Here is a 25945-nt window from a genome sequence, read left to right on the forward strand (position 1 = left end):
ACATTCCTCACCCAAAACTTGACCGATGACAGAAATCAAACATCGGATTGGCTACTGTATTGCCAATCAGTACTCCTATTTCAAGTCGCTAAGCAACCTATCCAGGGAGTTCAAGGCCAAATTATGCCTTGAGCTGGGATGGACTTCCACCACCTTCGATAATAGCCTGAATTCCTCAAGGGAGGCCAAAAACATCGAAAGGGAAGCTATCCACAAAGTAGCTTATGAACTGCTGGAGGGAATAATAAAGCAGAATTTCCGCGTTCTGGAAACGGAATTTACGATTGACATATCGGCATTAGAGACAAAGGCCCAATCCCTGAATAGCGAAATCAACTACATCAAGTCTCATGTTTCCTTGTTCACCCAAAAATTTACCGATGGAACCGCTGAACATTAAGAACTACGAAGCCTTCATGCTCTACTTTGAAGGGATTATGGACATCCTCAACGATGTTTCCAGCGACATAAAGGCCGTTTACATCAACGTACACATGGACGGAGACGTCACACCATGCGTATGCGGAAATGCGCTCAACTACACAACGGAAGTAATCGAGAACCCGCATTTTCATAGTGAGGTTACCTTTTTCCTTTCTCCTCCGTCAGTGAAAAAAGAAAGTAAGTCATACTAGTTCGGACGAAAATGGGATTATTACGGGTGGGATATCTATCCCGCCCTATTTTTAGGGGAGGCGATTTTGTGACACATTGTTTATGGTTGGCGTTAGACTTTCCTTAAACACAGTTTTATTTACTCAAATTTGTTCAATTCCGTTCATAATCGCCCACCAGCTTGAATTTTAACAATTTTTCCCAAAGAAAAATTTGGAACCCGCCCCTTCCGCAACGTATATTCGTCGTCCCACACTCCACTGCATCCCAGCAGCCAGTTTATTATTCTCCACAATATAAACTCCGGGCATATGACTCAAGAAGAGAAAGAATTTTGTGAATTAGTGGCCTGTATCATTGTTGAACTCATTTTAAACGAAACGTTATGATCGCAATCGGGTATGTACGCATCAGCACGAAGGACCAGTCCAAATACTCGCTGGACTATCAGAAAAACAGCATCAGGGATTATTGCAAGCGGAACAAACTGGAACTCGTCAACCTCTTCGAGGACGACGGCGAAAGCAGCTACACCTTCGACCGCCCCGACTGGATCGCCTTGGAAGACTTCATCAAGAAGCACAAAGGCAAAGTCCAGTACCTCATCGTCATGGATCACGACCGTTTCAGCCGGAACCTCCCGGAAGCCCTCAACAAAATATCTCATCTGGAAATGAAATTCGGGATCAAGGTACTGGCGACCAACGAACCCATCGACCTCGACCCCTCCGATCCCAACGTCTTCATGACCCGGGCGTTCAAATACATGATGGCGAATAACGAGCTTTTCAACATCCGCCGCCGCACCTCCGCCGGGATTCGTCAGGCGCTGGAGAGCGGGCGCTTCGTGAACCGCGCCCCTTTCGGCTATAAAAACGTCAAAGCAGAAGGCGGCAAAGGCTTCATCGTGATCGACGAGGAACGCTCGTTCATCGTGAAAAAGATCTTCCGGGATTTCCTGATGGGCCACCCGTTCGGGCAAATCTGCAAGGAAGCCCGCGCCCTCGGGTTCACCTATTCCGGTAACTCCGCCATCCCGCGCATCCTGAATAACCACCTGTACGCCGGACTGATAAAAGTTCCCGCCAGCAAACAAACCCCGGAGAAAATAATCCCCGGCATCCATCAACCGATCATTTCAGAAACGGAGTTTTGGAGAGCGCAGGAATTGCTGGGCAACATCAAACCCATCAAATGCATGCCAGTGGATGAGGTGCCTCTACGCGGCATCCTCACCTGCACCTGCGGTCTCAACATGACCGCGGGCAAAAGCAAAGGCAAGCGGAAATACTACAATTACTATCGCTGCCGCATCCACAATAACCTGAACTTCTCCGCAACCAAAGTCCACGATCAACTGGATAAAATCCTCGACTTGTGCAGCTTCAAGCCGGAACAAACCACCTACATCGCAGAAAAAGCAAAGGAACGAATGAACGAAGCCCTCGCCGAAAGAACCCAGCAGGTAGCCATAAAAACAAAAGAATTGGAAGAAATAAACCGGAAGATCGAGAAGAACGAAGAGCGGTTTATGGAAGACATGATAGAACCGGAAACGTACCGGAAGTGGCACAAGAAATTCCAGATTCAGAAAGCATTGCTCACGGAAGAAATCAATTCCCTCACACGCAACCGCCACGAAAAACTGGAAAAACTTTTTCAAGTGCTCCCCTACTTAACATCCCTCAAAAGTATTTATCAAAACGCCGGCGTCAGGCAGAAGCATCATCTGTTACGCGGGGTGTTCAAACGTGGGCTCACATATCGCGAAGGGGCATTTAGAACACCCTATTTCCATCCGGCCTTAATACATAACGAAGTGACGCTCAAAGAAAAAGGGCTGCTCTTTGTAGAACAGCCCTCAAGTGACTTAGGAGATTCTCCCATTCGTAGCGAGATCGGGAGTTGAACCCGAGACCTTTGGGTTATGAATCCAACGCTCTAACCACCTGAGCTACCTCGCCAAATTCCGATCCTGAAACCCGGGACAATATCCGCCATTTCAAATTCGGGAGTGCAAAGATACAGGCTAAATGCTTAAAATCAAAAGTTCAGTGCAAAAAGTTTTTATCCCGCTGTGGTGGCGGCTTATGGCTGGTAAGGCCCTCCGGTTTCACCCCAGCCCCATTTCGGCATTGGTTCGCTTTCGCTGACAGGATTGTCGTCTGTATTGGAGTTCATCACAGCCAGGCGGCTTCCCCATTCAAGATACCCTACCAGGGCGGAGCGGAACTCCGGGTCCTGCGCCAGACCGATCTCATCCGCACTGTCCAGCAGCAAAGCCATCCAGCGCCTGCGCTGCGTTTCTGTGAGCATTTTGCCCAGGTGATGGCGCACCATGCCGGAATGACTGCCATTGTCGCCCTCAGTGTAGGTCTTAGGCCCGCCAAATACTTCAGCGATAAAATGCGCCACATGTTTGCTGTGCTCAGGACTCATATGCCTGAAAACAGGCTCCAGCAGCTCATCCTGCAGTACCTTGCCGTAGAAAAGCTCCGTCAGCCGCTCAAATACCTCCTGGCCGCCGGCCCATTCATATAAAGTTGGAATAGTTTTCATAAGACAACGAATGTAGGATTTTTTTTGCCTGAAAATAAAGCACCCTTTACATTGATTATCAATTCACTAAATAGCCGGCCTCCGCTTCCTCTCATACTTTTACCGGGTAATATTTTGTTCGTACGAAAATTTTCCTACCTTTAGTATATGAAGAAGCAGAAACAAGAAATGAACCCTGAGCCTACCCGTTCCGAACTGGAGATCTTACAAGTGCTCTGGCAGTTGGGGCCCTCCACCGTGAGAACAGTGAACGATGTGCTGAACGAACAAAAACGCGAAGTGCAGTATACCTCCACGCTCAAGCTTATGCAGATCATGGTGGATAAAAAGCTGCTCAACCGCGACGAAAGCCAGATGAAACATATCTATAGCCCCGCCGTGGAGGAAAGCTCCACCAAAGGCCACCTGCTGGACCGGTTTGTAGACACGATGTTCAACGGCTCAGCCAGCAGCCTTATGATGCAATTGCTGGGCAATAAAAAGACATCCAAAAAAGAACTGGACGCTATCAGGGAACTCCTGAAAAAAATGGAAAAATAAAATTGCCGTTATGCCTGTTACCGCATGGTTTTCTGACGACATTCTGCAGGCTATTTGCCGCACCTTCCTGCACTCCCTCTGGCAGGGCATTCCCGCCGCATTGCTGGCCGGGCTGGTGCTCCTGCTCACCAAACGCTCCAGGGCTAGCCTCCGGTACAACCTGCTGGGCGCGGTGCTGCTGTTGTTCCTCGGGGGAGCGGGCCTCACCTTTTACCTGGAAATGCAGTCCGCCTCCCCTGCCCCGGCGCTGCAAACGGCCGTCATAGCAGTTTCCGGCGTGCCATCCGCACCGGCGCCGCAGCCAGACCTGTTAACGCGTTTCCTGCAATTCACAGACGCGCATTCCGCACAGATCATGATGGCCTGGGCGCTGGTGTTCCTGTTGAAGTGCATCAGGCTGGGCGCAGGCTTCTACCACATTTTCCGCATCCGCCATTCTAATACCATTCAACCGCCCGTGGAATGGGCCGGGAAGCTCAGGCAACTGGCCCTTTCCCTCGGCATCCATGCGCCGGTGAAACTGATGGAATCCGCCAGGGTGCAAATGCCCTTCACCGTAGGATGGCTGAAGCCCTGCATCTATGTGCCCGCGGGCCTGCTGGCGCAGCTGCCGGCAGACCAGCTGGAAGCCATCTTGCTGCACGAGCTGGCGCACATCCGCCGCCGCGATTACCTGGTGAACATCCTGCAGCGTTTCGCGGAGATCATTTTCTTCTTTAACCCCGCCCTGCTGTGGATCTCCGCCTGCATCCGCGAGGAAAGGGAAGCCTGCTGCGACGACATTGCCGTTGCCCACACTCCCCGCCAGGCCAGCTACCTGCAAGCCCTCGTGGCCTTCGAAAACGCCGGCCAGCAAGTACAGTTGGGCATGGCCTTAGGTCAAAGGAAATTTTACCTGCTGGACAGGGTGAAACGCATCCTTACCAACGAAAACAAAAAACTGACTATCATGGAAAAAGGCATTCTCCTCCTCGGGCTCGCCGGTATCACCGCATTCGGGTTTGTACCGGCCGGGGAACAACCTGTGCCTAAAGCACAGCTGGAAATAGTGGAGATGGTGAAAGACACCACTATAAAACCTTTCAGGACCGTTAAAGTAAAAAGGGATACAACACATCCCAAAAAACTGCATTGGCGGGCAGATTCGGTGAAATATAAGCTCAAAACCAAACATAAGGACAGCCTTCATGTATTCCGCGCCCACGCAGACTCTGTATATTACAAGGTTTACAGCGATAAAATAAAAGGCGACAGCACGCTCATCCATAAATACTACCGGCTGGCAATGGACTCTTCCCGGCTGAAGGCCATGAAAGGGAAGCTGCAGGCAATAAGCGTGGACAGTTCTTACAAAACGTTCATCGTGTTGGACAGTTCATTTAAAAACCAGGCGAGGATATATCACCTCAACGCATTAAAACACAGTGATTCCGCATACGTGCTGGTCAAGGGCAATAAAATGAGAACCGCCAAACTGAACAAACTGCACTACGACAGCGCCATTATTTATTACAAATGGCAACTGGCAGACAGTTCGCTGAAAGAGCGTAAATTCAAACGCCTGCCTGATTCTTCCATAAAAAAATTCAAACAAAAAACTGCCCCGAGGGAAATTGAATCCAGACCCACCGCATTTCAGGTACTGACGAGGCCGCAGCGCATGATCGTCAAAGGTCAGGCCACCACTGCTTATACCATGCGGATGCAGGCAACAGCCCATGCAGCATACGAAGCCAGGACAGAGCTATTTATCGAACCTGTAACGTACAGTAGATACGAACAGGAAAAAACCGTTCCCTCCAAACCCAAAGCAACATATAAAAAGAGTGCGGAAAAGGAAATGAAGAAAACGCCCGAAAAACAGATCAAATGGCACCAGCCACGATATAACAAACCGACATTCCGGGAAAAAGCAGGACAGGCCTTGCCTTCAGAGTTGCAAAAGCACCTCGTTCCGCCGGTGGCCGACTGCTGATACCTTTTTTCGATTACTAGTCTCAACAACTTACAACAAGGGCTGCTTCGTCATGGCAGCCTTTTTTCATACCTTTTGCTCCGCCTTTATGCCCAACTATTGTTCGTAGGCATATGGGGAATTATTTCAACCTCCTGACGATGCGGCTGCACAGCAACAGCATCAAAAGCCATTCTGCGAACGCCACAGTTGTGAGGTGCCGTACGCCGTATTGCTGCACGATGAGCCCCATCAGGTAGTTTACCAGCATATTTCCCGTCAGCGCGATCACTAACACAAAGCTGAATGCCGTGCCTGAATGAGCGGCATACCGTTCGCCTACAAATCCCAGCATGACAGGAAAACCGCCGGCCAGCCCGGCTCCCAGCAATATCAATCCCGTTGCGGACAGTACAAATGTGTGGCTGACCTGCAACAGTACGATGCCCGCAGGCATGAGCAACAGCGAAATTATGAGCATATTGGCAGGGGAAACCATTCGGAACACGCTTCCTGCCAGCAGGCGCATCACCGTGTATCCGGCCACATACAGCGACAGGGCATACAGAGCAGCCTGCTCTTCCATGTGGCCGCCCGCGGTGAGGTAAGTGGTGGTCCAGTTGTTGATGATAGCTTCAAAGCTGCTCTGGAAAAATAAAAAGAAGCCGATCATCACCAGGGTAACGTCAGCGAATAAACGCCCGGCCTGCGCCAGCGGGAAGCCCTGCTGCTGCTTGGCCGGCGGGAAACGGATCATGGCGAACAACAGCGCCATGGCCATCGTCAGCCAGCCCACGGCAGACACGATATGGAACCACTGGAAGTGGTTTTTCAGCGCGCCCAATACCTGCGGCATTCCCAGCGCGCCAATACCGAATGAAACGCCCAGTAGGCTCAGCGATGCGCCTTTCCCGCGGGTAGTGATGTCTGCCACCACCACATTGGTAGCCCCGTTCATGATCCCGCCGCTTAGCCCGAATAAAAATATGCACGCTTTGAGCAGCGCCAGGGAACCGGCGTACGCAATGCCCTGGAAGCCTGCGCACAAGCCCAGGCAGGCAATTATCAACAGGGATTTATAACCATAGCGGTCACTGATGGGGCCAAAGAGAAGCGATCCTGCGAGAATACCGACCGGCATGATGGAAAACAATGTTCCCGCCGCAACTCCATCCATCCCGAATTTCAGGCGCAGGTCCAGCACCACGGCGCCAAGGGTGATGAGCGTGATGCCGAATAAAAGCAGGCCGGCGCAGGCCGCGATAAAAACCACTTGCTTATTGTACATGCTTTCACCAGGTTAGCGATGTGATGAACGTTGTGGGAAAAACAACCGCGCATTTTTCATAACGTACCTGTAAGTAAGACAGACAACTTTCAGCCTGCCGTTATCCAATAATAAAAAAGGCCGTCTCCCCAGTATGGAAACGGCCTTCTTATAACAAAATCAAAAAATCTACTTTTCTTCGGGCAGACCGTTTTTAAATGCTTGCGCATCGCGCGTGTTCTTTTGTACGGCAATAGCGCCGAATACGCTCAGCAAAAAGGCGAACGCATAGAAACCTTTTTCACTGGGCAGCAACGTGGCATTCCATAATCCAACGATCAGCAGGATGATCGTGAGCAGCATGCTCACCCAGCTGATGCCGTAATAGATGTCTGTTACCGGAATCCCTTCCAACCTGTCGCGCACGCACTTCTGTACAGAAACAGCGGCAAACAGGCCGTACATGAGGATCGTGAAATAATACCCTTTTTCATTGAGCTGCATCTCAGCGTTCCAGAGACCGATCACATAACCCAGCATGCCCGTGAACAGGGCAACCCAGGAGGCAGCTACGAATGCTAACGATGGTTTTTGTTTCATGGCATAGGTTTAATGTACAGCCAAGTTAATCAAATATCCGAATATTCAACGGGGCGGAGGAAATACTGGGTATTGCGGCTTACATTGTTCTTATATTCCTGCATGCCGGATAGTTTCTTCCATTCGGGGTCGGTGCTGAATGTTTTCCAGTGGGCGTCGCGGTCTGCGCGGTCTTTGAATGTGGTCATGTACATGAGGTTCGGCATGTTGCTGCCGGCAATCACTTCGCCATAGAACACAGCGTTGAAGCCCAGCCTGCGGAACAGGCCGATCTCGTCGCCATCGTTGAACATCTTTACTTTATTCACGTAATATTTTTCGGTAGGCCCTTCGTAGCTGCGCAATTCATATACACGTTCACTTTTGGGGCCGGTGAGGTTAGGCAGTTGAAACATGGGCTGGTCGCGGAAAGCTTTCAGCAGGATCGTTTCTATGCGCGTGTAGGGAACGTCGTTGTAAGCAGCGTCTATGTACGAAGCGCCGGTTTTGGCCAGCACTGCATCTTTCTCCAACACGGCCGCCAGCTTTTCAAATTGTTCCAGGGAACGGAAAGGAACGAGCACATATATTTTCAGGTCAGCCGTATCCTGCTGGATGGGCTTGAACACGCCTACCTTTGCGATGCCGGCGCGGTGAAGCGCGGGGAGGTAGGCCATGGACAGGAAACTGTCCACCCGCTGCACCTGCAATTCCGTTTTGAGATGATAAATTTTGATCTGGTAGAATTCGCGGCCGGGAGGCGTGTTGGCTGAAACATGGGTAAACAGGCCTGTGAGCAGGCCGAAGAAAAGACAAAGTGTGGAATATTTCATAAAGAACCAGGTTTTTACCGGCGAATAAAATACTGCCAATCCCTGAAAGATGCAAATCTCCGTGTTCAGCGGTTTTTTCGTAGTTTACGATCACATCAGCAACAAAGCATGAAAATAGCGGAAGATAAATGGCGGCATTTTTGGGTGGGGATACCGATGGGGAGTATTGTACAGATCGTGGCGCATTACATATCGCCGGGTGATATGGTAGCGGCCTCTATTCTGGCGTTGCTGGCGGTGGTTGGTATCAGCTACGGGTTTGAGCTTTTCTCGAAAGTCACCGGCAAAGGGCATCACGACGTGATGGATGCCCTTGCCAGTATATTGGGCGGCATTGTGGGGATGGGCCTTACCATCGCCATCCTGCTGGCTGCCTTTTAGATCATTGTTTTATTGATGTGCGCCGATGCTCACCTTGTTATTCTGCACACGCGGTTGCCCTGAAAAATCCACGGCGCCGAGCACGTCCGCGGGCAACACATACCCTGCCTGTTTGGCGGGCGAGTTCGCCGGTATCCGGTAATCCTGCGTCAGCAGCGGGTTGCTGCCTGCAACGGAATTCGCATCTACACCGCTGGCGGCTTTCCACGCATTAAAATCTGTATAGGGCGTACCGTTGGTCGTGTTCCAGATCCAGCCGGAGGGCGATGTTGAATAGTACAGGTTGTTGTCTATCGCGTTCCCGCTGCCGGTATTGGTGTATTTGTGCAGGAAAAGGTCATCCGGCCCTGCTACTACCAGGTTGTTGCGGATCACATTGTCGAAACACTGTTCTGTAAGCCGCAACTCCCCTTCTATTTCCCCGAAAGCGCCGCGCATGCGGTTGTTTCCCGCTAATGTATTATTCACCACATAACAATTGCGTGTGCCGCCGCTGGTATAGCCCAGGTATCCGCCGAGGTAAATGCCGGTCCGGTAACTATTGGTCACGATATTATTCCGCACAATACAATCGCTGGTAGGATAGGCATCGGTTTCGCTTACAATGCCGATGCCGCGGTCGCAGTCGTAAATGCGGTTCCTCTCTACGGTGATCTTCCTCGCGCCATCCACATAAATGGCAATGGCGCCATGCCCGTGAACGCCGCCCACAGGGCCGGTCGTCATGTCGATGTTGTAGAGTGTGTTCTCGGTGATCAGACCATTACGGGCATAATTATATGCCGGCACCGTGTTCGCCGCATAGCCGCCCGCCGCGTCTATGCCGATATTTTCTGCATTGTAAATGATATTTTTCCGGATGGTGAACCCGTCCACATACCCGTTGATGGTCAGGTTTTCGCTGTAGCCGGTGTTGCAGTCGTGAATTTCATTTTCTTCCACCAGGATGTTCTTCATCGGCACTTCCGTGTTCCCGATGATCTCGATGCCATGACCGCTGCGACCATCTTCCTTCGCTACGTTGTGTTCGATATTATAGATCCTGTTGCGGCGGATAATAAGGTTGGAAGAACCCGCATCCGCCAGGATGCCGTTCACATTCACCCATGGCGTGCTGCTTTTCAGGTTGCAGATATCGAAACCTTCCAGCTGTATGTAGCTGGCGTTGCGGATGGTTACCAGCGCTTCTTTCCCGTTTACGGTGAGCCCTGTTCCGTCTATCACCGGCCTCTCGCCGGGATAAGCTTTGAGTGTGATCATCTTTTCGAGCCTGCCGGGTTTGGGGAAAAATACTTTTTCGTAATAGTGGCCTGCTCTTACGATCACGGTATCGCCGGGCGCGGCTTTGGCCAGTGCAGTATTGATGCCTTTCAGCGGCGCCTGCAGGGTGCCTGCCGAAGCATCGCTGCCCGTGGGTGATACGTAAAAGGTGTTCTGGCGGGAAGGAGGTTCAGTAGCGGTGGGCGAGCTGCTTTTGCTGCAGCCCGCAACCGCCATCAGGCTCAACAGGAATATTGTCTTCATCATTTTTGTCCGGTGCTGTTTTTCTTATTCTGATACGATCTTTCTTACACGGTTATTATTTTTGTCCACCACGTACACGGTGCCGTTCTTATCCACGGCTACACCCAGCGGGCCCGCAAATGCCGCAGCTTCGCCAATCGCATTGGCGTAGCCGGATGTATTGCTGCCGGCGTAAGTGCTTACCTGCCAGTTGTTGGGCGTAATGAAACGGATGCTCTGGTCGGGGTTGTAAGCGCCGCCGTCCCAGGTGCCGTTGCCTGCGATGTAGATATTGCCGTCGGCATCTACGGCGAGACCCCATGGATTGGCGAATTTGGCCGCAGTGCCTGCGCCGTTGAGGTAACCGGGCACATCGCTCTGGCCGGCGATCACGGTGGGAGCCCAGGTGCTTTTGGTATAACGGATGATCACATGCCTGGTAGCGGCAGCCACGTAAAGGTTGCCTTGTTTGTCGAAATCAAGGCCAGCAGGCGTGCTGATGCCGTCTGCCACCAATACTTTATTGCCCTGTGAAGGAATGCGGTATATCGCTCCGCCGCCGCTGTTGGCATAGAATACTTCGTTGGAGGATTTATCCACGGCCACCTGCCAGGTTTCAGTGCCTGCGTCCAGCCAGGTGGTGACTACCCCTGCGGGGGTGATCTTTTTTATTTTCCAGCTCCCCGGATCAGCGGTATACACATTGCCCTGCGCGTCCACGGCCACGCCGTAAGGTATCTGGAAGCGGGCTGCAGCGCCGGTTCCATCGGCGTCGCCCGCTTCGGGGCTGCCAGCCAGCGTTGTTACCCTGCCGGCGCTATCTATCTTGCGGATGCAATGGTTGCCGGGGTCTGTTACATATACATTCAGGTCATCGTCTACCGCAATGCCGCTGCCACGGTACCATGATTCGCTGTTGAAGCGGAACATCGCATCTTCACCCTTCCCGTTCGCGAAGCCGGCTATGCCGCTGCCCGCCAGGGTGGTCACGCTGCGCGTGAAAACATAATTGAATTCCACATCGCTGCTCACTTCTTTGCCGCCTACTTTCACCACCACTTTCCCTGAACCGCACTTCCTCGGCACCACGGCCATGATCTGCCTGGTATTGCTGCCGGTCACGGCAAGACGTTTGCCATTGATGCTCACTTCCACTTCGGTGGTATCGCCAAAGTTGCTGCCGCTGATGAGGATGGAAGTGCCGCCACCACCCTGTGCCGGCAGGAAACTCTCCACCACTACCGGCGCGCCGGCCACGTGTTTGTTGTTGTCATCGTCCTTTTTACAGGCGGCCAGCATGAGACTGCCTGCGATGATATAAGTGAAAAATGATCTGATCATATCGGGAATGATTGATTGGTCTGAATAAAAAATGGATTACCAGCCGGGGTTCTGTACCAATGCACGGTCGCGCTCAATATCGCCCTGGTTGATGGGGAACAGGTACATCTTGTTGTCCCAGTACCGCTGCTGGTATACTTTCCGGTTGTAGAACTGGGTGAATGAAAAGCCCAGCCCGTTGTCGTTCGCGTTCACGTCGAGGCCATAGATGGTGGTGTATTTGGGCAGGCCTGCCAACAGGCGGCGCGTGAGCGTGTAATAACGGTCTGCTTCAAAACACAGTTCCACCTGCCGTTCACGCAGGATGTGCGCGCGCATTTTGTCCTTGTCGCCCACCGCGTCAGGGTATACGGTTTCGATGCCGGGCAGGCCGGCGCGGGTGCGGATCTCGTTCATGTATTTCACGATATCGGCATTGGAAGGATCGTATTCGTTGAGGGCTTCTATGTAGTCCAGCAGTATTTCTGCATAACGGATAAGGATATACGGGCCGTGAAAGCTCACGTTGTCGTAGCGGATGTTGCTGCTGGGGCTCACACGTTTGAGCGCCAGGTAGCCAGTAATGGTGCTGCTGCCGGCGGACTTTTGCCCTGATTTGCCATTGTAGTAGAATTCCGCACGCCCCTGCCCGTCCGCGTTGTTGTCGGAGGAATAATAATTGCGGTCGTCCGCATTCTGCGCGGGCACCACAGGTCTTGCGTTGTACATGATATTGGCATAGAAGCGCGCTTCGCGGTTGGCGTACATATTCCATTCTCCCTGGCGGTGCGCCCATGGGCGCGCAGCATCTCCGGAGCCGGCGAAACCTGTTTCTACGTAGCCGGATTGCGGATCGTCTATCGTACGGCCGTTCTTCATGCTAAATGCATCTACCAGGTTCTGTGTAGCGCAATACATGTTGTATCCGCCCGGGCCGGGAGACGCACATTTGGTCCAGCCCCAGCGGCTCCAGCCTACCACTCCGAAAATGATCTCGTTGTTCCAGTTGGTGAGATGCACGTCGCGAACGGAGGCATAAGGGTCGAAGGTACTGCCGCCGTTGTCAAGATTGGTAAACAGCTTGTACTTACCACCGTCTATCACTTTCTTAGCCGCATCCGCCGCGGTCTTCCAGCGGTTGGGATCGGCGGTGAGCGGCGCCAGGGGTGTATTGTCCTGGTTCTTAAAATTGGCAAAAGCAGGGTTTCCGTTCCAGAGCGGGCTGGCGGCCAGGATGGCGGCCTTGGCCTTTACAGCCCGGCAACTTCCCTTCGTAGGGCGGCCCAGGTTGGTGCTGGATTCCCATTCATCGGGCAACACGGCCGCCGCCGCATCCATCAGTTCGTTGATATATGCCACGCATTCATCGAAAGGCGCGCGGGGATATTTGTTATAATCTTCGTTCGGGCTCAGCAGGTCCGTCACTTTTACAAACGGGCCGTATTGTTTCAGGATCATCCAGTAGAAATAACCGCGCAGGAAAAGTACTTCGGCCTTGTATTGCGCTTTCAGCTCGGCGCTCAGCTGATGGGCGGGCACCTTGTCTATATTCTGCTCAAATACAAAGGTCTTGCGGATGCCCGTGTAATAAGGCCCCCAGTTATAAAAATACCCGCTGGATGCGCTCCAGTTGCCGGATACCATCTGCCGCACGTTCACTGTGCCGATGGAAACGGACGACTCATCGCTGGCGCCCATAGTGGCGAAATCGCCGCCGTCTGTATTATAAATATGACTGTAGACATTGTAGAGATAACTCTCCGCGTTGGCGCGGGTAGTCCAGATCATTTCCTCGGTGAGCAGGTTGTCCGGTTTCTTGTCCAGGTATTTGGAACAGGAAAACAAAGCGAAAGACAACAGCAGGATCAGGTACGTATGCTTGTTCATATGATCATCCTTTTAACGTTAGAATTGTGCCCTCAGCCCCAGGGTGACGGTTTTGGAATACGGGTATTTGGCGCCGTTGGAGCCCAGCTCAGGGTCCCATAGTTTGAATTTGCTAAAGGTGAGCAGGTTGGTACCGGCAGCATATACCTGCAGCTGGCTCACCCCTTTCACGCGGTTGGCGGGTGTTATGATGTTATAACTCAGCGAAGCCTGCTTGAGACGCATGAAGCTGCCGTCTTTCAGCCACCAGTCGCTGTCTACGTAATTGTTATCTGAAGTGTTGGCAACGGTCAGGCGCGGGTACCAGGCATCCTGCCGGGGATTGTCTTTGGTCCAGCGGTCGGTAACATTGCTGAGGATGTTCGCAGGGTATTGCCCGATGCCGGTGAAAGGCACTACGCCCACGCCGTTGGCGGAACCGTCGTTCAGCGTGGTTTCCGAACCGTTGGCCATGATAGATACATCGGCCACGCCGGCAAACAATATGCTGAATTCAAAACGGCGGACGCCCAGGTTGAAGCCGTAACCGTAAGACCATACCGGGAAAGCGGATTTGCCGAGGTAAGTACGGTCGTTGTTGTTGATCACGCCGTCGCCATTGAGATCTTCGTACTTGATGTCGCCGGGATATACGGTACGCAGCTGCGTGGGACTTTTCTCCACATCATCCTGGTCGGTAAACAGGCCGATGGCTTTGTAGCCGAAATACTCCCTCCACATGCGGCCTTCGGGCTGCTGGTAGTCGTAGAGATATTTGGGATTGTCCTGAAACACGATGTTGTTGCGGGCGTAAGTGATATTGCCGAACAAGCGCAGGGAAATATTTTTGTCGAATTGAGCGAGATATTCCATGCTTCCGTCCACTCCTTTGTTCACCATCTCTCCCATATTGGCGAAGATGTCGCTCTGGCCGAAGCCGCCGATGGAAGAAATGGAGTTGCGGCGGATGAGGATGTCTTTACGCTCGTCCCGGAACACATCTACCGTGATATTGATCTTATTGGCAATCCCGATATCCAGCCCTACATTGGTCTTGGCGGAAGTTTCCCAGGTAAGGTCTTCCGTACCGATCACGCGGGCATAATTGCCGCCATAGAACTGCGGGGACGAACCAAAGGAAATGCCTCCACCTCCTTCGAGGTAAGTAAGGTATCCGAAGCGGTCGCCACTGATCGCGTCGTTGCCGGTGGAACCGTAGCTGGCGCGCAGCTTCAGGAGGGAAAACACTTCCTGCCCCTGCATGAATCCTTCTTTGGAGATCACCCAGCCTGCTGCCACGGCGGGAAAAAAGCCCCAGCGCTTGCCCGGTTCAAAGTTTTCCGAACCGGTAGCGCCCATGTTCACTTCAAAAAGATATTTATCCATGAAACCGTAAGTAACCCTTGCGGCCAGGCTCTGGTTCCGGAAAGGAATGGAACGTTTCACATCGCCGGGCGTTCCCCACTGGCGGTTGCGGATGGTGCCCACGAGCAGGCCGCCAAATGTATGGTTGCCGAAGGTGCGGTCGTAGGTAAGGCTTCCTTCAAGGTACATGACTCTTTCGCCGGTGGAATACTGGCTGAAGCCAAGGAAGGTCTGGCCGTTGCGCACACGTTCGAAATTCAGCTTGCCATCCGGCGTGCGGGAGCCGGCGTACCAGAGGTCGTTGGTACCGAGACGGGAGTTGCCGAATTCGCTGTAGCTGTCAAAGGAGAAGCGGCCTGTTGCGCTGAGGCCTTTCGTGAGGCCGTCCAGCTTTTGGGTGAGGGTAAGCACGGATTGCACGGAAGGCCTGAACTCGGTGCTGTAGCCGCTGTTCTGCACAAGGTTGAAAGGGTTGGCGCCGCCGTTGTTGCGCGGGCCGGCCCACATATTGTCGGGGTATTGAACAGGGAATGAAATGGGATTGGCGGAATATGAATTGTACCAGATGGTGTTGGCGGAATTACCGGGGTAGCGACTGTTTACCAGCATGGCGGCGAGGTTCAGCGATAAGGTCGTTGTTTTGGTAACGTTCAGGTCCACATTGCTCCGGAAATCGTAGCGCTTGAAATTGAGGTTGGGGTTGTAGCCGTTGGCTTTGGAAACGTTGTATTGACCGTCCTGGTTGTAAAAGCTCATGGATACGTAATAACGCATGGCTTCGCCGCCGCCGCTTACGTTCACGTTGGCATTGGCCATGGGCGCCCAGTCTTTATAAATGCGGTCTATCCAGTTGACGTTGGGATAAAGATAAGGATCGAGGCCGCTGGCGGTTTTGGCGATGGTTTCGTCTGAATATACCGGCGCGGCGCCGATGTTTTCCTGTGCTTCGTTGTACAGCTGCATGAAGGTCACGCCGTCCAGCAGGCTGGGCAGTTTGGTGAAACCATTGTATCCTGCTTCTACTTTGGCGGATACTTTCGGTTTGCCGGCCACGCCGCGTTTGGTGGTGATGATGAGCACGCCGTTCGCGCCGCGGGCTCCGTATACGGCGGTGGCGGAAGCGTCTTTCAGCAGGCTGATGCTTTGGATGTCTTCCGGGTCGATGTTGTTGAACGCGCCGCCGTAAGTGCTGTTCACGTCTTCGCGCTGCACACCGTCTACGATAATGAGCGGGCTCACGCTGCCGGCGAAGGTGCCGATGCCGCGCAGGGTGAAGTTGGGATTGTCGTAGCCGGGTTCGCCGCCGCCGCTTTGCATGGAGATAACGCCGGCCACTTTACCGGCCAGGTTGTTGGTAAGCGAGCGCACGGGCGCCTGCATGTCCTGCATGTTTACGGTGGCCACAGAACCGGTTACGGTCACTTTTTTCTGTTTGCCAAAACCCACTACCACCACTTCGTTGAGCTTGTCGATCTTGGGCGTGAGGGTCACTTTCAGCACTTTTTGCCCGGCGAGTTTTATTTCCTCGGTATTCATGCCGATCATCACCACTTTCAGCACTTCGCCGGGAGCAGCGGAAATGGTGAAGATGCCGAGCGCATCTGTGATCACGCCGCGGCTGGTGCCGTTCACAGATACGGTCACGCCGGGCAGGGCATTACCTTCACCATCCATCACCTGCCCTTTCACGGCTTCTTCCCGCTTTTCGTCCTGCACCGCGGAAACCTTTGCAGGCGCTTCTTCGGGCGGCTTTCGGTCCAGCACGATGCGGTTGCTGCGCACTTCGTACACGATGCCTTTGTTCTTCAGCACAAAATCCAGCACCTCTTTCAGGCGGGTATTGCGGAAGTTGAGGTCCATCTTTTCACCGTCGTTCAGCAGCTGGTTGCTGTATACGAGGGTGAAGCCGGTTTGTTTTTTGATGCTCCGGAACACCTGTAACAGGCTCATGTTGCTGCCTGCTACCGTTACCGGGGTTTGAAGGGATGGATCTTTTACCTGCCCCGTGGCCGGCAGGAGCATGGAAAACAGGATGCAGCTAAGCACGAGGAGCCGCATAGCCTGCCGGTTGCGCATACATTTTCTCATCTCGGAACAATTGGTTTGGTTGATATTCAGCATAACTACACCTGTTTAATTGAAACGGGTGACAGCCGGAGAAAAAAAATTTTAATCATTGTCTGTTCCATCATTGCAGGAAGCAGCAGGGCTGAAGCCGGAGGAATGACAAAGCAGGGAAAAGCCCGTCATTGCGGGTTTCCAATTGGTCGCCTTGGCCGGTCAATGTTGGGCTTATCTTTATTTCAGGTAAACGGTCTGATTCTCGATCTTGATTTCCGCGCCGGCAGTGGTTTGCAGGTCGCTGAGGAATTCCTGGAGGCGCGCCCTGTCCATCACTCCTGTAACCGTCACTTTGGCAAACCGCTCTCCTTCCGTCTCGAAGCGGATGCCGTAAAAGCGGGATGCGGCGGCGGTAATGGCCGTTACGGGCATTTTATGGAAGTAATATACGCCGCTCATCCAGGCGGTCACTTCCTCTTCGTCGAAAGGCGCGGTGCTGAAGCCGGCGGCGGAGAAGTCTGCCTGTAGGCCCGGTTTCAGTATAAGCTGCTGCCCGTTGCGGCCCTGCATCTGTACGCTGCCTTCCACGAGGGAAGTACGCTCGGCGCCGGGTTCGTAGGTGTTTATGTTAAAGGAAGTGCCCAGCACGCGTACCCTCGTTTGGGGTGTATGGACAATAAACGGGTGCTGCGCGTCGCTGGCGACTTTAAAAAAAGCTTCGCCTTCCACGTATACATCGCGGGTAGCGCCGGAGAAGCTGAACGGGAAACGCAGGCTGCTGGAGGCATTGAGCCAAACGGTGGTACCGTCTGCCAGTACCATTTTATAACTGCCGCCTGCCGGCACGCGCAGGATGCTGCTGGAAGTATCCGTGCTTTGGTAAGCGAGCGTGCCATTGCTGTTACTTAATGTAGCCTGTTGCAGCGCGATCGTTTGTGTACTGTCGCCGTTCAGGGTGATGGTCTGCCCGTTGGCCAGCACCAGGTTCACCGCGCTGGGCGGCAATTCCGGCAGCTGCGCAGCGGGTGTATCTTTTTGGGAAGGCCACATCAGCACACCGCCCGTAACCAGTAAACCCGCTACCACAGCGGCGGCCGCGTACCATATGCGGCGAACGCCGCCGCGGGAGATTCTCCGGTCTTTCATTTCGGCCAGCGCCCCGTCAGTGGAAAGATCGCGCGCAAAGGCTTCCGTGCGCCGGGCGCGGTCGCCTTCGGAAAATGAGGCCCACACTGCCCTGAAACCTTCGTCTTCCTTCAGTTTTTTCTCGATATAGGTTTCCTCTTCGGGCGATAATTCTCCCGAAAGGTGCTGTATGTATAATTGGAATATGTGTTCCTGCTCTTTCATTGTTGCCGGGTTAACAAGTTAGTATTTTTTAGTTTGTACGGTGCTCCGCAATAATTTCAGCCCGCGCTTCAGGTGCGTTTTAAAAGAATTCAGGCTGATGCCCATTTCCTCCGCCGCTTCCTGGTAGCGCTTGCCCTGCAAATAGATCATCTGGATGGCCATGCGTTTCTGGCCGGTGATATTATTCAAGGAAGAATGCAGCTGCTTGTAATAGTCCAGTGGCGCGTCAGGCTCTTCATGACCTTCGGCTTCGTGCATGCTGAAAAATGCTTCGTGATGATCCAGGCGGATACGCTGTTTTTTGAGATGGTTCAGGCAACGGTTGCGCACCGCGGTGTGCAGGTATCCTTTCACATCGCCCTGGAAATGATGATACAGCTTCTTATCCCAGATATCAATGAAAAACGTCTGCACAAGATCTTTCGCTTCCTGCTCCTGTTGCAGGAACCAAAAGGCGTTTACGCAGAGCATCTTGTAATATTTTTCGAAAAGTGCTTCAAAAGCGGTCTCATCCCCTTCTTTCAGGCGGTCCAATAAAAGAGTATCCGGAGAATGATTCATTGGCTTACATTCTTTACCGTGGTTTGCGTGTGGCCATGCGAGAGTAGCGGATCGCACAGCAATAATCCGATCTGGCTGATTATTTGCGGCAGGTAAGATACTCAATAATTTGAATTTCCTAATGTTTGAGCCGGGGCGTATCATCGCTACTGCTGATCCCCATGCGGAAAAAAACCAAACACATTATAAATTTGATTAATTTACATCAAGAGCCAAACTATCACTGATGTTCAGCTTTGCCGCACATAAGGCTTATATCATCGGTATCAGCAACTACCATTCTTTCGCGCGTTTGCAAACACCCCTGCACGACGGGAAAGAACTGGCGAAGCTGCTGCGCGGGCAGCAGTTTACCGTAAAGGACCTGTATGATGCGGACAAACAGGAACTGACGGATTTCCTGGAGAATATGCGGAAAGAGATCGGGGAAGATGACCGCGTGATACTTTATTACGCGGGCCACGGCCTCGCGCGCGATCATGCCAACAGGCCCGAAGGCTGGCTTATCCCGCGGGACGGGCAGAAAGACGTGTCCACTTTCGTTTCCATGGCCTGGCTGTCTGAGCTCATCAATTCCCTGCCCTGCAGGCATTTCCTGCTGCTGCTGGATTGTTGTTTTTCCGGAGCATTCCGCTGGTCCATCGGGCTGCGGGACCTTGGCGAAGGCGTGCCCAACGTGATGTACAAAGAATTGTTTGAAAGGTATACCACCGAAGCCGCCTGGCAGGTGATCACTTCATCGGCCCACGACCAGAAAGCGATCGACGAGCTGCTGGGCCTTGGCAGCCGAGGAGAAACTGACGCCAGCCTGCATTCGCCCTTTGCGGAGTTTCTTTTCAGGGGCATCCGCGGGGAAGCCGATATGATCAACGACGGCATCGTGACCGCTACCGAACTGTATCTTTATTTACGCAGGCAGGTGGAAGAAACCAGCCTGGCCGCCAGTCTCAGCCTGCGGCAAACGCCCGCCATCTTCCCGCTGGCGCGGCACGACAAAGGAGAATTCGTTTTCATTCCCAATATTCATCCACCTGCGCTTCCTTCTAAACCGCCCGGCCTCAATCCTTACAAAGGCCTGGAAAAATTCAGGGAAGAAGATGCGGATTTCTTTTTCGGGAGAAGAAGGGTCACGCGCGAGCTGTATGATTTCTGCAGCGAACGCGATTTCACCGTGGTAACCGGCTCTTCGGGCAGCGGCAAATCGTCGCTGGTAATGGCGGGGCTCGTGCCGTTGCTGCGCGCTGAAAAACGCAGCCTTGCCATTATACGTCCTGATGAGGGTTTGCCCACTGTGCTGCCGGAGATACTCATCATCGACCAGTTTGAAGAAGCCCTGCGCCTGCCGCAGGCAGCTGCGTTCCTGCAACAGGTAGCGTCGCTACCTACGCGCATTATCATCACCGTGCGCTCCGATTTTGAACGTTATTTTACTGCCGGCGCTTTCAGCAACATCTGGCAAACCAACCGCTTCCCCATCCCGGCCATGAGCCGCGACGAACTGCGCGAAGCCTTGCTGCAGCCAGCTAAACAGGCAGTGCTTTTATTTGAAGGCACGGAAGGATGGGAAGAGAACATCGTAACGGAACTGGCGCAGGCACCCAGCCCGCTGCCTTTGCTGTCGTATACCATGTCTATCGTATTCAAACGTTCCGGCGGGCATGTGTTGTCGGAAAAAGTATACAGAGAACTGAACGGCGTATACGGCGCTATCAGCATCATGGCGGATGAATTGTACGAACACATCCATGAAAAAACGCAAGGCAGCAAAGAAGACCTCCAGCGCACGATGCGCCACCTTCTTTTCCGGCTCATCAATGCAGACGGCGGCCGCATCATTTCCCGCCGCATCAGCCGGTCCTCGCTGGTGTTCAGCAATCCGGCGGAACAGCAGCGGATGGACGCAGTGATAACATTGATGACCTCCGCGGATTACCGCCTGCTCGTGGCCGGCGGCCTGCATATTGAAGTAGCGCATGAATCATTCCTCCGCTCCTGGCCGCAGATCGCAAAGTGGGTGGAAGAGCTGGGCATGCAGGCCTTCGCGTTGCTGAAACGGCTGGAAGACGTGGCCAACGAATACAAAGCCACTGCAGGCGCAGGGGAAGAAACGCTGCTCTGGCACGACAGTCCTTATCTCGACGACCTCGCCGATATGCTCCGTTCACATCCGCAGTACCTCACGCAGCAGGAAGAACTTTTCCTGCGCGACAGCCGGGAGCTGCGGAGAACCAGGCGGCAGCAGCACCAGCGCCGCATTGCGCTCATCACCGTTTCGGAAATTTCCTACCGCGTTGAACAGCTGGAAGAATCCGATCTTACCCAGGCATTACGCCTGTTGGAGGAAGCAGTGCGCATCTGCCATAAACACGACATTTTTGTGCCCGCCCGTGTGCATTACTTACTCTGCCAGCTGTTCAACAACGAATGGCTGCTGAAGCGCCGGGGGCTTTACAAATGGGAATACGTGCACGAACGCGCCGTGAACGATATCGCATTATCCGGAAACGGGCGACTGCTGGCCTCTGCGGGCGGAGACAACCGCGTGTTCATTATCGACCTTCAAAACGGGAAACACCTTACTTATACTTTAAGCAGCGAAGCAGAATGGGTGGAAGTGATGGCGGATAACCAAACCGTAGTGGCGCTGACCTCGCATGGCAAACTGTGGATGCTGGGCAAACAAAAGCAGCTGCTCAATGGCAGGCAGCCTGTAACCCAGGCGCAGCGCGTAACCGGTGGTTTGCAGGTAGGCGCATTGGGCGGCGGGCAATGGCGGTTGTGGGATGTGAACGGGAAACTCGTGCATGAGCAAGCCATCCCGGAAGAATTTTCAGAAGTTTACCTGGTGAACAAAGGAAAAAGCCTGCTATTATTTGCTTACGACGAACTGCAAATACGCAGCTTCGCGAACTTCCGGCTCAGCGGCAAGGCCGGCCTCAGCGGCGTGCGCCATATCCGTGAAACGCAGCAGGGAAAATTATACGTGGAAACATACCAGGCCGGGTACTTCCTCTCCCGCAGCGGAGCGCTCACCAAAGTGGTATCGCAGCGCGAAGACCTTGGCGTGGTGCACATTACAGCAGACGGTAAATATATTTTCAGTACAGACACAAACGGCAACGTATCCGTGCGTGACAAGAACGGCGCAGTATTGCACCGCTTCAACTTCGAAGCACTGGTGAATTATATTGCAGCCGGCAGCGACGAAACCCTGCTGATCTCCGGTTCTGATTCCAGCGCCGTGGAAACCAGTTTTAAAGGCGAGCCGCTCCGCACTTTCGATCATAGCAGGAAGATCGTGAAAGCTCTTGCCATACCTGGCACCGGCACCGGCACCGTCGTAACTGCGGGCGGCGATGGAAAGGTGCGGGTATGGGAAGACCAGTTCCTTCCTTTTATTCATTTCCCCGTGAATGAAGGCGTGCGGCAGTTCACCGTTTCCCCCGCGAATAATTTCTTCTTCCTGCACGATGCCCATGCCGGGAAAAGCTACCTGCATCACGCTACCCGCGGCTTGCTGCATTCCTCCGCCAAAATACCGGAGGTGCGAAATTCCGCTTTCAGTCCTGATGAAAAAAGGATCGCCACCATGGACGGCAGCGGCACCTTGTCGCTGTTGCCGACAGACGGCAGCCTGCCGGTGCGCCGCCCGCTGAAGGCCCAGCACGTCCGCAGTATGGCGTTCACGGAAGATTCCGGCACTCTGCTGATCGAAACCCGCGACAACTTCTGGCATGTGCTGCGCGCGGAAAACGGACTCAAAGCATATCCTGAATTGCCCGGGCGTATACAGGCTGCTGCAGGTGGTAACAGTAGCGTATATACATTGCACCTGTTAAACAAACGGCATGCGGATCTTTTCCGCAACGGCCAGTTTGTATGCAGCATCAAACCCAACCAGGCGATTCTCCGGGCCGCCATTCTCCCCGGTCCTGAAAGGATCATCCTTTCACTGGAAGGCCATGTGCTGGCGTTCTTCGATTTTTCCGGCAAGCTTATCACCTCCCAGGCCGCGGGCGGCTCGCCTACTTTTTCCCGGACGAAGACCGTATGCGGCGGCATCATTTTTCTCCCGCTTTCGCATATGGGCAGCAAGCTGCCGGCCAATGCCCTGCGGGATTCCTTCTATCTTTTTTCGCCGGAAGGCGTGCGCCTTGCCACAGTACAGACCAGGCGGCGGTTCATCAGCAGGGTTTTCAGCACGGACGATAAACTTTTCGTGCAGTTCGACAATTCATACATCACCCAGCAATACAATATGAAAGGAGAGCTGGAAAAAGACATCCATTTTTCCGTTAAATCCCTGGAATTCACCCGTTTCTCCTTCAACGGCCAGTATTTCCTGGTGAACGGCCGGAAGGAATCCGTGCTGTTCGACCTCCAGGAACAGCGCGTTTTCACCTACCGCGACTGCCCGGACGCCCATTTTTCCGAAGACGGGCAGAGCGTTTTTGCCCTGGAAAACGGCTTCCTCCGCCAACATTTCCTCCCCGGTTACATCCTCTCCTCCCTTAAATTATCTTTCGCTGCCCCTCTCAGGCACGACCTAAAAAAAGATTTACGAAACCAAATGAAATAAAATAGAATTAACATTGGAAAGTACACCCGGCTGACATATTTTTATACTTTGTCCCTTGATTACGGAAAAACCGCTACTCAAATCACTTTTTTCATAATGGATAACAGAAGAGAATTCCTTAAGAAATCAATGCTCTTATCCGGCGCAGCCGGACTGCAAGCCTTTCTGCCAGCCTCTATCCAACGGGCCATGGCCATCAATCCCGCCCCGGGCAGCACCTTCCTGGATGCGGAGCACGTCGTGATCCTCATGCAGGAAAACCGCTCGTTCGACCACTGCTTCGGCACCCTCCAGGGCGTTCGCGGGTTCAACGATCCCCGCGCCATTTCCCTGCCCGACAAAAAGCCGGTATGGCTGCAAACCAACGAACAGGGTGAAACCTATTCACCGTTCCGGCTGCACATCAAAGACACCAAGGTGACCTGGATGGGCGCATTGCCCCATGGCCGCCACGACCAGGTAGACGCCAACAACGGCGGCAAATACGATAAGTGGCTGCTGTCCAAGAAACCGGGTAATAAACAATACTGGCATATTCCCCTCACCCTGGGGTATTACACCCGCGAGGACCTTCCGTTCAATTATGCGCTGGCAGACGCTTTCACCGTGTGCGATCAGAACTTCTGTTCCGCAATGACCAGCACCACGCCCAACCGCGCCTACTTCTGGACCGGGCAGATCTTCAGCGAAGAAGCCGGCCTGCCCAAAGCCAACATCCGCAATACCGATTATACCTATGGCAAGCAGCCCTGGAAAACTTTCCCCGAGCTGCTGACGGAAAATGACGTGAACTGGAAATTCTACCAGAACGACCTCAGCTGCGGCGGCGGTTACGTGGGTGAAGAACGCAGCTGGCTGGCCAATTTCGGCTGCAATAACCTGGAGTTCTACAAAGCCTTCAATGTAAAATTCTCCGAACGCTACGTGCGTAACCTGCAAAAACTGGCAGACACGCTGCCCGATGAGATCAATAAACTGAACGAAGCCACTTCCGGCTCCGACGATGAAACCAAAAAGCGGAAAGCCGCCATCGCGAAGAAACAGGAAGCGCTGGATAATGCAAAGGCTGAACTGGCGCAGTGGAACAGGGAAAATTTCGAAAAACTTTCCCCGAAGGAAAAAGAGTTGTACGAACGCGCGTTCGTGATCAACAGCGCCGACCCTGAATTCCGCAAGCTTACCCAGCTGAAATACAGCGACAGCGGCAATGCACGCGAACTCACCGTGCCCGCCGGCGACCTGTTCTACCAGTTCCGCCAGGATGTAAAAGAAGGCAAGCTGCCCACCGTATCGTGGCTGGCCAGCCCGCAGAATTATTCCGACCACCCGAGCGCGCCCTGGTATGGCGCCTGGTACATCTCCGAAATAATGGACATCCTGACCAGCAACCCGGAAGTCTGGAAAAAGACCATTTTCATTGTTACCTATGATGAAAACGACGGCTATTACGACCATGTGCCGCCCTTCTCCATCCCCGACAACAAAAAACCAGGCACCGGTAAAGTATCTGAAGGCATAGACACTGAAGTGGAATTCGTGCGCCTGGAAAATGAAATTGCGCAGGGCATTCCTAAGCGGCAAGCCCGCGGAGCCGCCATCGGACTGGGTTACAGGGTACCGATGATGATCGCTTCGCCCTGGAGCCGCGGAGGTAAAGTATGCTCGCAGGTATTTGATCATACCTCTACCATCCAGTTCCTGGAGCATTTTGTGAACAACAAGTTCAAGAAAAATATCCACCTTGAAAATATCAGCAAATGGCGCCGCGCCGTTTGCGGCGACCTCACCTCCGCCTTCAGTCCGTATAACGAAGGCAACGACAAGCTGCCATTCCTGGACAGGACGCAATTCGTGGAAGACATTTACAATGCGAAGTTCAAAGATGTGCCTTCCGGTTATAAAAAACTGACCGCTGAAGAAATTTCCGGCATGATTGCCAACCCTGCTACCGCCAACCCGCTGGCAGCGCAGGAAAAGGGCATCCGCCCCTCCAGCGCATTACCGTATGAACTGTATGCAGACGGCAACTGGAACGGTCAAAAAGATCATTTCACCATCCGTATGTCCGCAGGCAACCGGGTATTCGGCAAAAGGTCGCAGGGCTCGCCGTTTACCGTGTACGCGCCTGCCCGCTTCGATGGCGAAGTATCCCGCAACTGGCATTTCGGCGTTGTTGCAGGCGATACCATCCAATACGAATGGCCCGTTAAAGAATTTGACGCGCAGCGCTACCACCTCCGCCTGCATGGCCCGAACGGTTTCTTCCGCGAGTTCCGCGGCAGCAAAAAAGACCCTTCCCTGGAAGTAAGCTGTACCTACGAGCTGGACAGGGCGCAGAAACCCACAGGCAACCTGCTGGTGAAAGTGCAGAACACCGGCGAGGCCGCCACCGTGGTGTTTAAAGATCATGGTTACAAACAGGCGGACAAAACCCTGGAAATCCCCAAAGGCGGCAGCAAAGATGTGATATTGCCGCTGGGCAAACAGCACGGCTGGTACGACTTCAGCGTGCTCGCAAAAGGATCGCAGGATTTCGAAAGAAGGTATGCCGGGAGAGTGGAAACAGGAAAAGAATCGTTTACCGACCCTGTGATGGGAAGAACAATATAAAA

General features: G+C 53.3%; 18 protein-coding genes and 1 tRNA gene. 8 read left to right on the forward strand and 11 right to left on the reverse strand.

Features of this window, described 5'->3' with window-relative positions; translation table 11 throughout:
- Positions 1-25 precede the first annotated feature (25 nt).
- From R3I13_RS15835 to R3I13_RS15845, 3 genes are all read left to right on the forward strand, one after another.
- Positions 26-400 carry a hypothetical protein gene (locus R3I13_RS15835; protein ID WP_346318925.1) on the forward strand — a complete coding sequence of 125 codons (375 nt, stop codon included), beginning with the start codon at positions 26-28 and terminating at the stop codon, positions 398-400.
- The gene (locus tag R3I13_RS15840) at positions 381-635 is read left to right on the forward strand and encodes a hypothetical protein (RefSeq protein ID WP_346318926.1); all 255 of its coding nucleotides are present in this window, start codon (positions 381-383) and stop codon (positions 633-635) included. The genes R3I13_RS15835 and R3I13_RS15840 overlap by 20 nt, the downstream gene beginning before the upstream one ends.
- A 365-nt stretch (positions 636-1000) precedes the next feature.
- Positions 1001-2524, forward strand: a complete 1524-nt coding sequence (locus R3I13_RS15845; RefSeq protein ID WP_346318927.1) for a recombinase family protein — start codon at positions 1001-1003, stop codon at positions 2522-2524.
- Here R3I13_RS15845 and R3I13_RS15850 read toward each other — a convergent pair.
- Both R3I13_RS15850 and R3I13_RS15855 read right to left on the reverse strand, forming a co-directional pair.
- A tRNA-Met gene (locus R3I13_RS15850) sits at positions 2506-2579 on the reverse strand. The genes R3I13_RS15845 and R3I13_RS15850 overlap by 19 nt on opposite strands.
- A gap of 124 nt (positions 2580-2703) precedes the next feature.
- Positions 2704-3174, reverse strand: a complete 471-nt coding sequence (locus R3I13_RS15855; RefSeq protein ID WP_346318928.1) for a group II truncated hemoglobin — start codon at positions 3172-3174, stop codon at positions 2704-2706.
- 147 nt (positions 3175-3321) lie between these two features.
- On the opposite strand from R3I13_RS15855, the gene R3I13_RS15860 reads away from it, so the two are divergent.
- Both R3I13_RS15860 and R3I13_RS15865 read left to right on the forward strand, forming a co-directional pair.
- Positions 3322-3714 (forward strand): BlaI/MecI/CopY family transcriptional regulator, encoded by a 393-nt coding sequence (locus R3I13_RS15860; protein WP_346318929.1) that lies wholly within the window; start codon positions 3322-3324, stop codon positions 3712-3714.
- A 10-nt stretch (positions 3715-3724) separates the two neighbouring features.
- Entirely contained in the window at positions 3725-5689 is a 1965-nt protein-coding gene (locus tag R3I13_RS15865) for a M56 family metallopeptidase (protein WP_346318930.1), read from the forward strand.
- A gap of 121 nt (positions 5690-5810) precedes the next feature.
- On the opposite strand, the gene R3I13_RS15870 is transcribed toward R3I13_RS15865, so the two are convergent.
- From R3I13_RS15870 to R3I13_RS15880, 3 genes are all read right to left on the reverse strand, one after another.
- Positions 5811-6956, reverse strand: coding sequence for an MFS transporter (locus R3I13_RS15870; RefSeq protein ID WP_346318931.1), 1146 nt, complete (start codon positions 6954-6956; stop codon positions 5811-5813).
- Between the two features lie 168 nt (positions 6957-7124).
- Entirely contained in the window at positions 7125-7535 is a 411-nt protein-coding gene (gene yiaA / locus R3I13_RS15875; RefSeq protein WP_346318932.1) for an inner membrane protein YiaA, read from the reverse strand.
- Between the two features lie 29 nt (positions 7536-7564).
- Positions 7565-8347, reverse strand: coding sequence for an NIPSNAP family protein (locus R3I13_RS15880; protein ID WP_346318933.1), 783 nt, complete (start codon positions 8345-8347; stop codon positions 7565-7567).
- A gap of 108 nt (positions 8348-8455) precedes the next feature.
- On the opposite strand from R3I13_RS15880, the gene R3I13_RS15885 reads away from it, so the two are divergent.
- Complete coding sequence (locus R3I13_RS15885) at positions 8456-8728, forward strand: hypothetical protein (RefSeq protein WP_346318934.1); 273 nt, start codon at positions 8456-8458, stop codon at positions 8726-8728.
- 9 nt (positions 8729-8737) lie between these two features.
- Here the strand turns inward: R3I13_RS15885 and R3I13_RS15890 are convergent, their stop codons facing one another.
- From R3I13_RS15890 to R3I13_RS15915, 6 genes are all read right to left on the reverse strand, one after another.
- Positions 8738-10255: a right-handed parallel beta-helix repeat-containing protein gene (locus R3I13_RS15890; RefSeq protein ID WP_346318935.1), complete on the reverse strand. Its 1518-nt coding sequence runs from the start codon at positions 10253-10255 to the stop codon at positions 8738-8740.
- A gap of 21 nt (positions 10256-10276) precedes the next feature.
- Positions 10277-11572, reverse strand: a complete 1296-nt coding sequence (locus tag R3I13_RS15895) for an IPT/TIG domain-containing protein (RefSeq protein ID WP_346318936.1) — start codon at positions 11570-11572, stop codon at positions 10277-10279.
- A 36-nt stretch (positions 11573-11608) separates the two neighbouring features.
- Positions 11609-13438 (reverse strand): RagB/SusD family nutrient uptake outer membrane protein, encoded by a 1830-nt coding sequence (locus R3I13_RS15900; RefSeq protein WP_346318937.1) that lies wholly within the window; start codon positions 13436-13438, stop codon positions 11609-11611.
- 18 nt (positions 13439-13456) lie between these two features.
- A complete protein-coding gene (locus tag R3I13_RS15905; RefSeq protein ID WP_346318938.1) occupies positions 13457-16903 on the reverse strand; it encodes a TonB-dependent receptor in 3447 nt (1148 codons plus the stop codon).
- Between the two features lie 177 nt (positions 16904-17080).
- On the reverse strand, positions 17081-18193 hold the full coding sequence (locus R3I13_RS15910) for a FecR domain-containing protein (protein WP_346318939.1): 1113 nt from the start codon (positions 18191-18193) through the stop codon (positions 17081-17083).
- 18 nt (positions 18194-18211) lie between these two features.
- Complete coding sequence (locus R3I13_RS15915) at positions 18212-18754, reverse strand: sigma-70 family RNA polymerase sigma factor (RefSeq protein WP_346318940.1); 543 nt, start codon at positions 18752-18754, stop codon at positions 18212-18214.
- Between the two features lie 226 nt (positions 18755-18980).
- Between R3I13_RS15915 and R3I13_RS15920 the strand changes: the two genes are divergently transcribed.
- Together R3I13_RS15920 and R3I13_RS15925 are read left to right on the forward strand one after the other, a co-directional pair.
- Positions 18981-23333: a caspase family protein gene (locus R3I13_RS15920; RefSeq protein ID WP_346318941.1), complete on the forward strand. Its 4353-nt coding sequence runs from the start codon at positions 18981-18983 to the stop codon at positions 23331-23333.
- A gap of 96 nt (positions 23334-23429) precedes the next feature.
- The gene (locus R3I13_RS15925; protein WP_346318942.1) at positions 23430-25943 is read left to right on the forward strand and encodes a phospholipase C, phosphocholine-specific; all 2514 of its coding nucleotides are present in this window, start codon (positions 23430-23432) and stop codon (positions 25941-25943) included.
- Positions 25944-25945 lie beyond the last annotated feature (2 nt).

It is taken from the genome of Chitinophaga sp. YIM B06452 (assembly GCF_039655965.1).
GTDB lineage: Bacteria > Bacteroidota > Bacteroidia > Chitinophagales > Chitinophagaceae > Chitinophaga.